17 protein-coding genes and 2 pseudogenes are annotated in these 14,457 nt (G+C 50.6%); 12 read left to right on the top strand and 7 right to left on the bottom strand.

What is annotated here, in order from left to right:
• Nucleotides 1-504 precede the first annotated feature (504 nt).
• The 5 genes from GKC68_RS13700 to GKC68_RS13680 all read left to right on the top strand — a co-directional run bounded on the left by GKC68_RS13700 (nt 505) and on the right by GKC68_RS13680 (nt 3,801).
• Nucleotides 505-1,146 (top strand): hypothetical protein, encoded by a 642-nt coding sequence (locus GKC68_RS13700; RefSeq protein WP_024472292.1) that lies wholly within the window; start codon nt 505-507, stop codon nt 1,144-1,146.
• Between the two features lie 192 nt (nt 1,147-1,338).
• Complete coding sequence (locus tag GKC68_RS13695) at nt 1,339-1,635, top strand: DUF2282 domain-containing protein (protein ID WP_024472291.1); 297 nt, start codon at nt 1,339-1,341, stop codon at nt 1,633-1,635.
• Between the two features lie 21 nt (nt 1,636-1,656).
• Nucleotides 1,657-2,538: a DUF692 domain-containing protein gene (locus tag GKC68_RS13690; protein WP_342656257.1), complete on the top strand. Its 882-nt coding sequence runs from the start codon at nt 1,657-1,659 to the stop codon at nt 2,536-2,538.
• The gene (locus tag GKC68_RS13685) at nt 2,519-3,310 is read left to right on the top strand and encodes a DNA-binding domain-containing protein (RefSeq protein ID WP_024472289.1); all 792 of its coding nucleotides are present in this window, start codon (nt 2,519-2,521) and stop codon (nt 3,308-3,310) included. The genes GKC68_RS13690 and GKC68_RS13685 overlap by 20 nt, the downstream gene beginning before the upstream one ends.
• The gene (locus GKC68_RS13680; protein WP_024472288.1) at nt 3,307-3,801 is read left to right on the top strand and encodes a DoxX family protein; all 495 of its coding nucleotides are present in this window, start codon (nt 3,307-3,309) and stop codon (nt 3,799-3,801) included. Before GKC68_RS13685 ends, GKC68_RS13680 begins: the two co-directional genes overlap by 4 nt.
• A 117-nt stretch (nt 3,802-3,918) precedes the next feature.
• Here the strand turns inward: GKC68_RS13680 and GKC68_RS13675 are convergent, their stop codons facing one another.
• Nucleotides 3,919-4,548, bottom strand: a complete 630-nt coding sequence (locus tag GKC68_RS13675) for a TetR/AcrR family transcriptional regulator (RefSeq protein WP_024472287.1) — start codon at nt 4,546-4,548, stop codon at nt 3,919-3,921.
• Nucleotides 4,549-4,721: 173 nt separating this feature from the next.
• Between GKC68_RS13675 and GKC68_RS13670 the strand changes: the two genes are divergently transcribed.
• From GKC68_RS13670 to GKC68_RS13645, 6 genes are all read left to right on the top strand, one after another.
• Nucleotides 4,722-5,402, top strand: a complete 681-nt coding sequence (locus GKC68_RS13670) for a haloacid dehalogenase type II (RefSeq protein WP_024472286.1) — start codon at nt 4,722-4,724, stop codon at nt 5,400-5,402.
• Nucleotides 5,399-5,950: a carboxymuconolactone decarboxylase family protein gene (locus tag GKC68_RS13665; protein WP_024472285.1), complete on the top strand. Its 552-nt coding sequence runs from the start codon at nt 5,399-5,401 to the stop codon at nt 5,948-5,950. Before GKC68_RS13670 ends, GKC68_RS13665 begins: the two co-directional genes overlap by 4 nt.
• 71 nt (nt 5,951-6,021) lie before the next feature.
• Nucleotides 6,022-6,804: a haloacid dehalogenase type II gene (locus tag GKC68_RS13660; protein ID WP_342656256.1), complete on the top strand. Its 783-nt coding sequence runs from the start codon at nt 6,022-6,024 to the stop codon at nt 6,802-6,804.
• Nucleotides 6,805-6,936: 132 nt separating this feature from the next.
• On the top strand, nt 6,937-7,323 hold the full coding sequence (locus tag GKC68_RS13655) for a thioredoxin family protein (RefSeq protein WP_024472283.1): 387 nt from the start codon (nt 6,937-6,939) through the stop codon (nt 7,321-7,323).
• Nucleotides 7,323-8,051, top strand: coding sequence for a cytochrome c biogenesis CcdA family protein (locus GKC68_RS13650; protein WP_024472282.1), 729 nt, complete (start codon nt 7,323-7,325; stop codon nt 8,049-8,051). Before GKC68_RS13655 ends, GKC68_RS13650 begins: the two co-directional genes overlap by 1 nt.
• A gap of 51 nt (nt 8,052-8,102) precedes the next feature.
• Entirely contained in the window at nt 8,103-8,630 is a 528-nt protein-coding gene (locus GKC68_RS13645; protein ID WP_024472281.1) for an RNA polymerase sigma factor, read from the top strand.
• On the opposite strand, the pseudogene GKC68_RS13640 reads toward GKC68_RS13645, so the two are convergent.
• From GKC68_RS13640 to umuD, 3 genes and pseudogenes are all read right to left on the bottom strand, one after another.
• Nucleotides 8,627-9,794, bottom strand: a pseudogene (locus GKC68_RS13640) (IS3 family transposase). The gene GKC68_RS13645 and the pseudogene GKC68_RS13640 overlap by 4 nt on opposite strands.
• A 193-nt stretch (nt 9,795-9,987) precedes the next feature.
• A pseudogene (locus tag GKC68_RS13635) lies at nt 9,988-10,248 on the bottom strand (DNA polymerase V subunit UmuC); the annotation flags it as partial.
• A gap of 8 nt (nt 10,249-10,256) precedes the next feature.
• Entirely contained in the window at nt 10,257-10,706 is a 450-nt protein-coding gene (gene umuD, locus GKC68_RS13630) for a translesion error-prone DNA polymerase V autoproteolytic subunit (RefSeq protein ID WP_080740482.1), read from the bottom strand.
• A 424-nt stretch (nt 10,707-11,130) separates the two neighbouring features.
• Between umuD and GKC68_RS13625 the strand changes: the two genes are divergently transcribed.
• Nucleotides 11,131-11,373 carry an XRE family transcriptional regulator gene (locus tag GKC68_RS13625; RefSeq protein WP_047714792.1) on the top strand — a complete coding sequence of 81 codons (243 nt, stop codon included), beginning with the start codon at nt 11,131-11,133 and terminating at the stop codon, nt 11,371-11,373.
• Between the two features lie 264 nt (nt 11,374-11,637).
• Here GKC68_RS13625 and GKC68_RS13620 read toward each other — a convergent pair whose 3' ends face one another.
• The 3 genes from GKC68_RS13620 to GKC68_RS13610 all read right to left on the bottom strand — a co-directional run bounded on the left by GKC68_RS13620 (nt 11,638) and on the right by GKC68_RS13610 (nt 14,239).
• On the bottom strand, nt 11,638-11,952 hold the full coding sequence (locus GKC68_RS13620) for a hypothetical protein (protein ID WP_028722235.1): 315 nt from the start codon (nt 11,950-11,952) through the stop codon (nt 11,638-11,640).
• 420 nt (nt 11,953-12,372) lie between these two features.
• Complete coding sequence (locus GKC68_RS13615) at nt 12,373-12,702, bottom strand: hypothetical protein (protein WP_028722234.1); 330 nt, start codon at nt 12,700-12,702, stop codon at nt 12,373-12,375.
• Complete coding sequence (locus GKC68_RS13610) at nt 12,695-14,239, bottom strand: methyl-accepting chemotaxis protein (RefSeq protein ID WP_047714791.1); 1,545 nt, start codon at nt 14,237-14,239, stop codon at nt 12,695-12,697. The genes GKC68_RS13615 and GKC68_RS13610 overlap by 8 nt, the downstream gene beginning before the upstream one ends.
• Nucleotides 14,240-14,457: the final 218 nt, after the last annotated feature.

Genomic DNA, 14,457 nt, shown 5'->3' with positions numbered 1-14,457 from the left:
CAACTTCGGCTGCAGCAGAAGCCACACGCGTAGCCGGAGGGTGCTGAAAGCACGTTTCCAAAGGGGAATGGGTGAGCATCCCGACAACATTATCCCTTGTTAGCGGTTCGGGCAAGCACCGAACTGCACGACATCAAGGCTGGTTCAGGTATATCCGGTAATAGCACAATAAACTTTGTTACAGGTAACTATTTTCCGGCAAAAAAATATTTTCTTTTTTAAGAATCCAATGCAGTACTTCCCCCCTCTTAGTTATTGAAAGACAAATCGGTTAACCCTCTATAAAGGAAAGACACTTATGAAAAATATGAAACTGACCACTCTTGCAGCACTGACTGTCGCCACACTTGCTCTGCCGGTGGCCTCTCAGGCAACTCAGATGCCTGTTAAATGCGCGGCATCTGCTTCTCAGTCAGGCTGTGCTCCCGTTTCTAAATGTGGGGCTTCATCATGTGCACCTAAATGCGCACCCCAGTGTGCACCTAAATGTGGCGCCCAGAATTAATGGTGACACCTCAGTCGGCCACACAGTGCCTGCTTGATGTTTACAGCCGCCTTGCTGAAGGCAATCGGCATCTTTTTCAGGGGATTTTACAGGGCAGACAACCTGTTGAGTGGGATCATTACCCTGAAAACGACGCAGTGGATCGCCTGAACGGATATCAGTGGTTTTATCATACCCATTCAGCCACTGATCGGCCGGGAGTTACAGAACACGGACATCTGCATCTTTTTGCTAAAAGGAAGTTGTGGTCGCATCGCCTGCGATCACAGGCTGAAACGGCATTTTGCAATATAGCGGGTGCCGCACCAGTTAAGGCTGCTACGGCACATTTGCTGGCGATTAGCTTCGACGCAAAAGGTCTGCCTGTTGGCTTATTTACGGTTAACAGTCAGGTAACGGGAGACCGGATATTGAATGCCCGTCTTACGGAAGAACTGATCTCAAAAGTTAAGCTGGACACCGGTTTTCCAGAGGTTGATCGGGTCATTGAATGTTTGGCGCGGTTGTGCAATGCCGATATCAGACAGCTACTTGCCGAAAGAGATGCCGCTGTCGGGAACAGCCGAAAAAAACTCTCCGCTGAGGTCGCAGAAATTGAGGTGTTATCTGAAATAAATATTGACCTGGATTCGCGTCTTTAAGAAATGGCCTTGTAATGAAATAACGGCTTTTAACCCAAAAGCGGCCTGAACTTCCGAGCGATGCACCACTTAAACGGTGCACGACACATTATCGGTAACGGCACGTGTCCAGCATCAGCAGTAGCGTTGTGCTGGTCCGAAGCTGCGTTCGTAGACCGTATATGCTCAACATCTGATGAAGGAAAATAAGTAATGAAAAAGCAAACCGCAGCTATCCTCGCCATGGCACTGGGAAGCGTCCTGGCCTCAGCATCGACGACCACTTTCGCGGCAGATCATGCCGGCATGGAAAAATGCTATGGCGTGGCATTGAAAGGTAAGAATGACTGTAAAGCGGGAGCAGGCACAACATGCGCAGGCACAGCTAAAGCCGATTATCAGGGTAACGCCTTCAAAATGGTTCCCACAGGCAGCTGCGTCAGTATGACCTCACCGACTTCACCGACCGGTCATGGTCAGTTGAAAGCCTTCTCAGAAAAAGCCTCCTGATAGAAAGCGGGGAAGACCAGAATGTTAGCATCATCTACAACAGTCCCGGTTTTTTCAGATGGCCATCCCCGCAACTTACTTGCGTCCCATCTTCCGGCAAAAATTGGACTGGGACTCAAGCCTCAGCATTTTACGACGATTGTGACAGAGCGGCCAGACGTGGGATTTTTCGAAATTCATGCGGAAAACTACCTTGTCGGAGGTGGTCCCTTCCACCACTTCCTGGAGAAAATTGCACAGTATTACCCGCTTTCAATCCACGGTGTCGGCCTTTCTATTGGCGGGCAAAAAGGGATAAGTGATTCGCATCTTAAGAAGGTTACGGAACTGGTTAAAAGGTATCAGCCAGCTTCTTTTTCTGAGCATCTGGCATGGTCTACGCACAACGATTTCTTTCTGAATGATTTGCTGCCGCTGCCCTACACGAATCATACACTGGATCGGGTATGTACCCATGTCAGTCAGATTCAGGATGCCATGCAGCGGGAACTGCTGCTTGAAAATCCCTCCACTTACATTGAATTCAGTGAGTCGACCTGGTCAGAAGCGGATTTTATGACAGAAGTGATCGCGCGAACGGGATGTGGGCTACTTCTGGATGTTAACAATGTTTATATCAGTAGCATTAATCATCATCGCGACCCGTCAGCAATGCTTGAAGCGCTACCTCTCAGCAGAGTCGGGGAAATTCATCTCGCGGGTTACGCAGAACAACAGGACAGTCTGGGGGCTCCGCTACTGATAGACAGCCATGACCGTAGTGTATCAAAAGAGGTCTGGAACCTATATGAAACGGCCCTACAGAACACAGGCGCTGTTGCCACCCTTATTGAGTGGGATAGCAATATCCCTGACTTCAGCGTCCTGATGAGCGAGGTGAGCCGTGCACAGCGCTTTCTATAATGCTGCTGACGATTTTGAACAGCATTTTTCTGATGCGCTTTTGAATCAGTCGCCGGTCCTGCCTCCCGGATTAACAACATGGAACGGGAGCGATCCCACACAGCGTTTTGCTGTGTACCGAAACAATGTGATGTCATCGCTTATTGAGGCACTGGCAGATAATTTTCCAGTGGTACGTAACCAGGTAGGCAGTGATTTTTTCAGTGCGATGGCAGCTGATTATATTCGCCATACACCACCCGTCTCACCGGTGCTGGCATTTTATGGAGAGAATATGCCTGCTTTCCTGGAAAATTTTCCACCGCTTCGCCACTATCCCTGGCTGGGTGATTTAGCTCGCCTTGAACGGCAATTTATTCTCTCATGGCATGCCCCCGAACCAGATGTGGCGTTTTCACCGGACCAGATTCAAAGCGACGATACGACTGATCTGTATGCCCATCTGAATCCCTCCTTACAGCTTATTCATTCTCCTTGGGCTATTAACTCCCTCTGGCAATGCGAAAGGGAGGATGAACGCTTTCAGGAAAATATCTCCAGCCCGGAATACATAATGCTATACCGGCCTTTCCTGGAAGTACAAATAATGGCGTTGAGCGCTGGAGAATTTGCCTTTATTCATGCTTTGTACCAGGGCTTACCACTCGGCAAAGCCATAGCGATCGCAGAGGTCAACCAGCCACAACTGGATCTTGTCAGTGTCCTTCATCTACTGGCCGAACAGAGAATTTTAATTGCTTTGAAAAAGCATCCTATGGAACATCATTCATGAGCATTATCAGGAAATATATTAATTACTATCGTAAAGCGACGATATGGGGTGAACGCTATACCCGAGAAGTTATTGCTTTGCTGGCACGCCTGGGACTGGGCGCGACGTTCTGGCTTTCAGGGCAGAGTAAAGTTGAAGGATTGGAGATAGATATACTTGGAGGAATCCCATTAAAGCTGGGGTGGCCGCATATCACATCTGGTGCAATTGCCCTGTTCAGAGAAGAGTACCGGCTGCCCTTCCTGTCTCCTGAAACAGCTGCACTGATGGCTGCTACAGGAGAACACCTTTTTTCATTTTTTCTTTTTCTGGGTCTCGCCACACGTTTGTCTGCCGCCGGGTTATTAGTCATGACACTGGTTATAGAAATTTTTGTTTACCCGGATGCATGGCCCACACATGCAGTCTGGGCCACCGCAGCACTTTTCCTGATGGCTTACGGCGCCGGTCGGCTCTCTCTCGATAGCTTTATCAGGAAGCATGTCTGGTGATCGTGCGAACCAGCGGTAAAGAAGAGCAGCAGGAGGTCTGATACAGGCCTAACCACCGCGCACATCTGAGCTGCCAGACTGACGGGGGTAAAAAAATTTTGGTCAGAAGCAGGATAATCACTCAGCACTGATTATCTCGTCCACTTTTTTCAGATTTTCAATAAAACGCGCGCAGTCAATGGTCAGTTCATCAAGCAACGCGGGCTGTTCAAGCTGAAGGGACATGATGCGAATCCCGATTATTTTAGTTTGCACGACCCGGGCCAGACGGGAGGGAGAGTGTTCAGCGTTTTCAGGATGAGCTAAAAAACCTTTTGAAATTGCCTGACTGAAGGCATCTCTGAAAATATTTTCCATGGTCTGGAGGTGCTGTCTTATCAACTGCTTAAGCTCATCCTCACTACTTTCCATTTCCAGCAGACTTTTTACCAGGAAGCATGCGTAAGAAGGCTGCTCTGCGGGTTTTCCATGAGAAAAACTATAAAGCAAAGTCAGTATCCCATCCAGAGGATTCGGCTGAGCCTCAATAACAGTGCTCATGCGTTCGGCCTGCTTCGCCGCATAAACTGAAAGCGCCTGTGTAAAGAGACCTGTTTTACTGCCGAAAGCAGCATAAATACTGCCAGGTCGCATATCGAGTCCTAACTCCAGATCTTTTAATGAGGTGTTGCTGAATCCTTTACGCCAGAAAATATGGATCGCTTTTTCAAGCGTATGCGACTTTTCGTGTAGGTTTGGCCTTGCCATCGTTTCCTCAATATCAAGTAAGAAAATTCTTGAGTGAACACTCAATAAATAGTTGAGCGTTCACTCAAATTCATCTATTTTCAAACTACGCTATTTGCGGGAGAGGGTAAACACTCGTTTTTTGCTGAAAAAATGCCATCCGAATTTCCGGTGGCAGAGACTGAGGATTTGCAATGAAAGGTACACTTTTCTTTGATGTCAATGAAACCCTTCTGGATGCGACGGCGCTTAAGGAATATGCAGGTGAGAGATTGTCCCGGCGGCAGGATCTTACCGACATCTGGTTTACCTCGTTACTGCATCATTCACTTGTCACATCAGTTACGAATAGCTGGCATAGCTTCGGCGAAATTGCAGAGGCTGTACTGGAAATGACCGCGGAACGTTATGGCATTTCACTGACAGAATCTGGCAGCTCACTGTCAGAGGTAATATCGTCTATGCCCGCCCATCCTGATGTAGCCAAGGGGTTGTCATCACTTCAGCAACAGGGATTTGAACTTGTTGCACTGACCAACTCCCCGGCTGAAATGGCAAAAGAACAGCTAAGCACTGCGGATTTAGATGGCTTCTTTACTCACACGCTCAGCGTTGAACAACTTGGCATATATAAACCCGACCTGCGTGTCTATCAATGGGCAGCAAAGCGGGCTGGCATACCTCTTTCACAGTGCACAATGATTGCCGCGCACGGCTGGGATGTGGCAGGTGCAAAACTGGCCGGAATGAAAACTGCATTTATCAGCCGAAAAGGGCAAGCCCTTTATCCTCTGGCGCCTCAGCCAGATCTCATCGCCAGCGACATTGCTGCACTTTCACAAAGTATCAGCCTTTTAACAGGAGAGAACAAATGACAGATTTTACTTTTTACACACCTGATAATGCCCCTGAAAAAAGTAAAGCGTTGCTGGAAAACATGAAAAAACGTTCAGGATTTGTGCCTTCACTGTATGCGGTAATGGCTGAATCCCCGGAACTTCTGGAAGCCTATTTAAAACTTCATGAATTATTTCTGCATACCGGATTCAACAATGATGAGAAAACAGTGGTATGGCAGACCATTAACGTAGAGCACCGCTGCCACTACTGCGTACCGGCACACACAGCAATTGCGCACTCAATGAAAGTCAGCGATGAAATTATCAATGCGCTTCGTAACGAGTCTCCCCTGCCAGATGACCGACTGGAATCTCTCAGAACATTTACTCTCACGGTGATCCGCAAGCGGGGTGCGGTCAGCGAAGAGGAGATAGCTGCATTTATGGAAGCGGGCTTCACACGTAAAAATATTCTGGAAGTCATCCTTTGTGCGGCACAGAAAACAATCAGCAACTATACCAATCACATTGCTGATACCCCGCTTGATGCGCCATTCACCAGGTATGAATGGCATAAGGAATAATTAACCTAATTGCGGACCTGCAACATTTGCTCTGCAGGTACCTGCTTTCGCTATCAATCAGGATGATATTAATGGTATCTGGAATCAAAAAACCGAATCGCTCACTTCTTCTTACCTTATTTTCCTGCTGTCTATTTGCGGGCCCTTTAAAATCGGCCGATGCAGTTGAACAGCCTCCCCCTCCTAAAGTCATTTTTTTTGACGTTAATGAAACGCTTCTGAAGCTGGACCCACTTGAAGTCAGCGTCAGTGCAGCTCTTAACGGCCGACATGATCTGCTCAAGCTATGGTTCACAACTATGCTTCAGCACTCACTGGTTGAAACAGCTACCGGGCAGTATCACGATTTTGGTCAGGTCGGTGCGGCTTCATTGATGATGATGGCGGAAGCCAATAACATTGTTTTGAGCACTGACAAAGCAGCCAGCGCACTTGCCCCGATTAAATCGCTTCCTCCGTATGGGGACGTTAAAAACGGTCTGGAACAGCTCAGACGTAAAGGCTATACCCTGATCGCGCTGACCAATTCAAGTCGTGATGTTGTTAAGCAACAGTTAAAAAATGCCCATCTTATTCAGCTTTTTGACGGCTACCTGAGTGGAGAATCCGTCAAAAGCTATAAACCCGACCTGAGAGTTTACCAGTTTTCCGCAAAATCAATGCAGGTGCCTCTGCCAGACACCATGCTTGTTGCCGCACATGGCTGGGATATTGATGGAGCTAAAGCGGCAGGCATGCAGGCAGCCTTCATCGCACGCCCGGGCCAGACGCTTTATCCGCTTTCTGCCCCACCGGAATATAACGTAAAAAATTTGATTGAACTGGCTCGCGTGTTGCCCGACAAAAAACAGTAATTTTTATTAGCAGAGCGGCTCTTAGTAAAGGGGCCGTCCCTTTTCTGAAAATAAAAAAACTCTGCGCGAATCATTTCAATCGTCTTCCCCCTCTTAACATAAACACGATGCTGCAAAGAGAAACTGCTTAAAATGAAACTCAACCATTTACTATTCATTGCAACGCTGGCGCTGGTTTCCGGTTCAACAATGGCAGCTACAGTGATGCCTTTCAGCCAGACGACTTTTGATAAGCTCAATAACCAAGGAAAAGGAATTATTATCGATATTTCAGCAACATGGTGCCCAACCTGCAAAGCACAAAAGCCGATCATCGACCGTCTTTCTCGTGATGATGCGTTTAATGATGTGACTGTGCTTCATGCTGATTTTGATAAGGACAAACCCGTGCTTAAGGAATTTCATGTAGCAATGCAAAGTACACTGATTGCTTACAGAAAAGGAAAGGAAATTGACCGCTCCGTTGGTGATACCACTAATTCCGGATTGACAGCCCTCTTTCAGAAGGCGGCAAGATAATGGAGCTAGGTGCAGGTGCGTATGGCTTCGGCCTGATAGCAGGTGTACTTACCACACTCTCACCCTGCGTACTTCCGATATTACCTGTTCTGCTTGGTTCTGCATCTTCTGAACATCCCCGTGCACCACTGGCACTGGCAGCCGGACTGGCTATCTCTTATGCCATTATCGGAACATCGCTGGCCTGGATGAGTGCCAATATTGGTATTGATCCTTATTTATTCCGAAACATTGGTGCAGTCGCGCTTGGGATAATGGGGGGCGTGCTTTTCTCAGCTTCGTTACAGCAGTATTTCGCAACTGCCACCGCTGGAGTAGGAAATGCCGGCAATAACTTCTTAAATAGATTAAATCCAACGGGAATAAGAGGCCAGTTTATAACGGGACTCGTGCTTGGTGTCATATGGAGTCCTTGCGTGGGACCAACGCTTGGAGGAGCCATCGTCATGGCCAGCCAGGGAACGCAACTTTTACAGGTCATGCTTTTGATGGGCCTTTTCGGAGCAGGCGCAGCGCTTCCTGTTGGATTGCTGTCTTTTCTCTCCATGGCAGCCATACTGAGATTCAGGGGAAAAATGCTACGGGCAGGCAGAGCCGGAAAGATAATACTCGGCGCTTTAATGATCCTTATAGCAATATTGATACTGACCGGCGCTGATAAATTTATAGAGTCCGGGCTACTGCAAATCACACCGGCTTGGCTGACTCATTTAACTACACGTTTCTGAATCTTCCCGGACCGTCATCGAGTCCGGTTTCAACGACAAATCGGAGGGTATATGGGTACAAAAGCCACTCAAAGCCTAATTGAAGCAGCTCAGACAGGTGATAGCAATGCAATATCAACTTTACTTGCTGTCACTCAGGCAGATGTTCGCCGTTATGCCCGCCGGCACTGCCATGCCAGTGATGTTGATGATGCAGTTCAGGAGTCTTTATTGGTTATTTCACGTAAGGTGGCTGGTTTAAAAGCAGCTGCCGCGTTTTCATCATGGTTATTTACCGTAATCCGAAGAGAGTGCCAGAAATTACAACGCATGATGTTCCGGCACGAACCGCTTGAAGAGGATATTGCGGAAAAAATCATTCAGGAGAGAAGTTCAGATTCACTCCGTATCGATCTTGCAAGAGCCCTGGAGTCCTTGCCAGCCCATTACCTTGAAGTGATTCTGCTCCGCGACTTCGAAGATCTCACCATTTCTGAAATCGCCTTAAAGCTTGATGAAAGTACGGCTGCAATTAAAAGCCGGCTTCATCGTGCACGTGAACTTATCCGGGAATACTTGATTAGCGGTGAATTATATTAAAACATCTCATTGAATCGCCACGGATAATCTAGACGACTTCTGAGTCGTTGATAATACTGGCTTTCATATTCTGTCGGTGACATCTGATCGCTCGAACCATGCCGACGCTTACTGTTATAAAACATTTCGATGTAATCAAAAATATCACTGCGGGCTTCTTCCCGCGTTCGGTAGATCTTTTTCTTTATCCGTTCGCGTTTCAACAACTGGAAAAAGCTTTCTGCAACCGCATTATCGTGGCAGTTACCGCGACGGCTCATGCTGCCCTCCAGGCTGTATGATTTCAGGAACGACTGCCACTCATGGCTTGTGTACTGACTACCCTGTTCCGAATGAACCAGCACCTTTTTCGCCATACAGCCATCAGCAGTACGTTCAGAACAATGTCCTATATCATCCGGGATTGCATGGACCAGCCGATAATTTTGCGTGAAAACAGATCAACAACCACGGCAAGATACAGCCATCCTTCATGGGTCCTGATGTAGGTTATGTCCGTTACCCAACGCTCATCCGGAGTATCCGGATTGAACTGCCGCCGGAGCCTGTTGGGCGACACGATACTGACCTCGCCTTTACGTGCACGCGGACTCCGGTAGCCTACCTGGGCCTTTATCCCGACACGTTTCATCAGTCGCCAGACTCTGTTGACTCCGCACTGTTGCCCGCTGTCCCTCAGATCCAGATGAATCTTGCGATAACCACAGACGCATCCCGATTCCAGCCAGAACTGTTTAATCTGTCCCGTCAGTCTCAGGTCTGCATGATGGCGTTGTGAATGCGGCTGCTGAAGCCAGGCGTAAAAACCACTGGAATGAACATCCAGCACCCGACAGAGCAGGTGAACAGGCCAGCAACGGGTGTTGTCACGGATAAAGGCGTACCTCACTCGGACAGCTTTACTAAGTACGCCGCGGCTTTTTTTAATATGTCCCGTTCGTCGGTAACCTGCTTCAGCTCTTTATGGAGACGGCGGACCTCGGCCTGGGCATCTGATTGTTCTTTATTAATGGAAGAATCCGGACCGTACTTTTTTATCCAGGCGTAAAGGTTGTGGGTGGAGATATCAAGACGTGTTGCAACGCTGGAAACAGAATAACCACGATCAACAACCTGTTTGACTGCTTCAATTTTAAACTCTTTGGGATAATGCTTACCGCTCATGTGCACCTCTCTTTTAAGTCATCTTAAATGACTCTGAGGTGTCTGTTAAACTCGTGGCGATTCAAGCGAAGCCTGCGCGCGACCCAGATCCGATAACAGCCTCAGCCAGCGCTCTGCCAGTAACAGGGCATGTTCATTGGGTGGAATCAGCATGGCGTTTACCTCTAAAAGCAATATCCCTGCTTAAAGCTTAATCACTCAATGTTGCATTCCACTTAACTTACTATAAGGCGTAGTTTGAGCTGAAAATGTGAACCTTTTCAGGGAAATCCAGCGCTTTTAACTGAAACCACGGCACCCCCATTTTTATGCCCAGGGCTTTGGCCGCTTTGCTTCTTGCTATGACGCAGCCATCGTTGTTCGAAAGGACGACGACAGGTTTTCCCCGTAAATCAGGCCGGAAAAGGGCCTCACAGGACGCGTAGAAGCTGTTGACGTCAGCCAGACCAAACATCGGCATGGTTACCTCCGGCGTGCCTCGGTATTGTGGAAAAACCAGGTGACCACGCCCAGGAGGTGCAGCTCCTCGGGGTATATCACCGGATAGGCCGGGTTCATCGGGCGCAGCGCAATCTGTGGCTGCAGCTGCAGGCGCTTGACGGTGAACTCCCCGCCGACCTCGGCGATGACGATGTCACCGTGCGTGGCTTCCTTCGCGCGATCGACGACCATCACGTCACCGTCATACAGTCCCAGGTCTTCCATGCTGCTGCCGCTGGCGCGCACAAAAAACGTGGCGGCCCGGTGGGTGATGCAGAGCTCGTTCAGGTCCAGCTCTGCCTCGACGTAGTCGGTGGCAGGGGAGGGGAAGCCTGCCGCGCAGCGCTCCACAAACAGCGGGATGCGCATCACGGGACGGATGTCGGCAGGCCTGAATACCGTCAGCCCGCTCCGGGAGGATGTTGCTTTCATGGTGCCGCTCTCCGGACTGAATGACCTGAAGCCGGTGCGGCAGTGAATGATTCTGACATGATAAATTCCCCCCTCAAATAACACTGTATATAAAAACAGTATTATTGAGCCGGAGTCGCATGGCAAGGGGAACCGGACGCCAGGCAATTCAGGGGACGCTTATCTTACTGAGCAGGCTAATAATTTTTTTGTCAGGCAGTTTCAGTCAGGGGAGCACGTAAGCAGTCGTTGCGGGCATCAGTGAAATGACGCTTCCCCGACACGGCTGTTCGTTCCTCGCTCCGCTGCGGTACGCCTCAGCCGTGTTCTGCGGCGAGCGTTGCCGGCTCACGTTTTAAGGGCGGTATTATCTGGCTGTGTGAACGTTGAACAGGACAGGTGCATGTTTTATGCTCGGGTGAAATCACGGACGAAGGACGCTTTTATGGATGAGCATGAATCAGTGGGCCGTTTTCTGGCGTCCCTGCTGGGTGAATACGACATGAGCGTGGACAAAATTTGCCGGCGTTCCGGGCTGCGGGAGCATGAGGTCCGGCTCATTCTGCGGGACAGACTGACAGTCACGCCGGCCGTAGCGGAAAAGCTGGGCCGCGTGTTTTATTCGCCCGGCTTCTGGATGGTCCGTCAGGCGATGTCGGAACTCAGGAAACTCAGTCAGGGGCGTTAAAAAAGCCCGGGCAACCGGGCAAGAAGGACAAGTGACTACTCTTATGAGGCTTCTGGAAACTCACAGCACATTCATGATAAACAACGTACCGTGCAGTGGTACTCAAAAAATTTGTCAGTCTGTTAGAGGGCGTTACCGGCTTCACCTGCAGCCCTCTCCTGAGAGATCGGGGTAAGACGCCGGTCCTGAATGTCATCTGGCACAGATACACTGAGCAGGTTTTTTAGCTGAAGCATTCCATCTCATTTTAAAGCCTGCCGGTAATCAGAAAAAAATCACTGACGAAAAGCGCACGGCAAATATTGCGCTCAAGATGAAGTGCGCCAGAAAAATGGCAAAAGCGATGCCGCCGAGTAAGGCACCCAGAAAGGAGTGCTTCTCCTTAAGGATGAACGTCAGGCCGGACAGCACCGCCAGTGAAAGCAGGGACTGCAAAACATGACTCACCGGGATCACCCAGTAATACCCTGCATATGCACCTGCCTTGCTGATGGCCACAATCAGCGCGGTTCCGCCGAATCCCCATCCCCAGAATGTTTTTGCCAGACTTAATTTTCCTGTCACAAGCGCCTTTAGCACTGTCAGTTCCCTGTCTTAATCCGGTTTGATTCGGGAAATTTAACATTCAACGACAGGCTCAACCAGAAACTTTGTGTGTTTCTGGAGCGCTGATATGGGTGAAAATCACAGATAAAGACGGGCCTTACGGACGGGTATGTACCCGCGCCAGATGAACCGGTGGATATCTTTTAGCCGGGGTAAAAAAGGGAGGCTGTGCGGAAAAAAAACCGGTCCTGTTGCGATTTTCAGGGGGCTGATGAGCAGTTTACTGGCTACTCATCCCGGACACGGGCAGTATTCTGGCAAAAAAAGCCCGCCGGTATGGTCACGGCGGGTGCGCCATCAGGCGCTGAACAAATTTATGGCAACGAATGCAACACAGCCGCTTTACGGTAAACCCGGGCTTTGTGACATTCAATTGTCAGGTGAGGTCAGATTTTATTGCGGTTTATGGCTTCTCTCTGTGGTCTGATGCTCCAGGCACCGCATAAAGTTCTCAATGATGCCTACGGCATGCGTCATGGCCAGTAGCTCTGCAGTAAGCAGTACGTCAATACGCAGCAGCGTCTCCGTGACGCCGGGCTCACGGAGCACCGGCGTCATTTGTTTGACCCGGTCTATCAGATGCGCCCAGTTATTCACAAAGGTGTCCGGGTCAGCATAAACTCCGTCCCTCAGCTGCGTGTAAATCGCGTCCATATCCGCTTTCATCATCCTGACGGACGTTATCAGTCTTTCCTCGTGAGAGGGCTTGTTATCATCAGACACGAAACGCCTCCACCATACCGCGCAGCGCGTGTGCCTGCTCAGACAACGACCGTGAGGCCGACGACGATTCCTCGACCAGCGCCGCGTTGTTCTGCGTTACGCCGTCCATCTGGCTCACGGCCACGCTGACCTGTGAAATGCCCTGCATCTGCTCGGACGACGCCAGGGATATGGTGTCCATCGCCTCTGCCAGTTCGCCGACCATACCGACCACCTTCAGGATGCTCTGTCCGGTTGACGAGGCAACGGTAACCCCGCTCTCGATCTGCTCAAAGGCTTGCTCAATGAGCGTCTTGATATCCTTTGCGGCCGTGGCGCTGCGCTGCGCCAGTGTGCGCACTTCACCGGCCACCACGGCAAAGCCGCGGCCTTCTTCTCCTGCACGCGCCGCCTCAACGGCGGCGTTCAGCGCCAGGATGTTGGTCTGGAACGCGATGCTTTCAATAACCGACGTGATGTCGCGGACTTTCGTGGCACTCACCGAGATGTCCTGCATGGTCACCGACATGCGCTGAACTTCGGAACCACCTTCGCGAGCGAGCTGTGCGGTGTCGCGGGCGGATTCTGCCGTCTGCTGCGCACCGGCGGTATTGCTTTTCACCGTGGCGGTGAGCTGCTCCATGCTGGCGGCCGTTTCCTGCAGCGCGGCGGCCTGTTCTTCGGTGCGGGACGACAGTTCGGTATTGCCCTGTGCGATTTCGTCAGCTGCCAGCGCCACAGAGCCGGCTGTGTCCTTAATCTGCGAGACCAGTCCGCGCAGGTTAGCCTGCATACCGTCAAGCGAGGCCAGCAGGCTGGTTGCGTCGTTGCGGCGAAGGGTGACTGGGGTGGTCAGGTCACCGGCGGCGATGGTGGCGGCCAGCGCCTGCGCCTGCGCGGGCTCACCGCCCAGCTGGCGCATCAGCGTCCGGGTGATAAAGACGCAGGCCCCCACGGCGATGAGCACGGATGCGCCGGCCAGCAGCAGCACAATCAGTGAGGCGCGCGCGGTGGAGGCACTGAGCTGTGTCACCGCATCCTGACTGTTTTTCTGCTGCACCCGCGCAAGGTCGCCGAGTGCGCTGAGCATGCGGTTCTGAACAGGGCGCACCTCTTTTGTCATGTAGGCCATAAAATCCTTGTCGCGGTTGGCCAGCCCGAGCTGGCAGGCCTGTTCAAACGCCGTAAAGAAGGGGTCTTCCGCGTCGTTAAGCCTTCTGAACGCTTCCAGACCCGCCGGCGTTGAGTCGGTTTTCATGATGCCGGTAAGCAGTTGCCGGTTGGTAATAAAATTCGCCTTGCTCTCCTGCAGGCGTTGGTAGGCGGGCTGCATTTCCTCCGGGGTACTGTAAAGGCCGATCGTTCTTACCGCGACGGCCATGTCGCGCAGTTCACCCAGCATATCCTGGGTAAGACTGTATTTTTTCATCTTGACGTTGACGGTTTCATCCATGCTTTCGCGGGAGGCATGAAAGGCCTGCTCGGCTATGCCGGTGCAGAGTATGAAAAGGGTAATGATCAGGCCGAAGCCTGTGGCAAGGCGGGTAGATATTTTCATTTTATTCTCTTTATGCAGGTGAGTTTTGCTGTGTGTTTGGCCCCGGCCGTAAACAGGTGGCCTGACGGGTGATCAAATTGTATACGGCGACTTAACATTTAGTGCTCCTACCTGATGGCCTCTCCCGGACATACAGTGACGTCGCTGCGCTCCGCTTCTGACCGGCGTGACGGCTTCGCCTGACGCCGGATCTGTTCCCTCCCTCTGACGCCTTTTCC

Origin of the sequence: Pantoea sp. RSPAM1 (assembly GCF_038816185.1) — a bacterium.
Lineage (GTDB): Bacteria > Pseudomonadota > Gammaproteobacteria > Enterobacterales > Enterobacteriaceae > Pantoea > Pantoea ananatis.
Note: the sequence above shows the minus strand (reverse complement) of the source record. Positions and strands in the feature narration are given on the sequence as shown.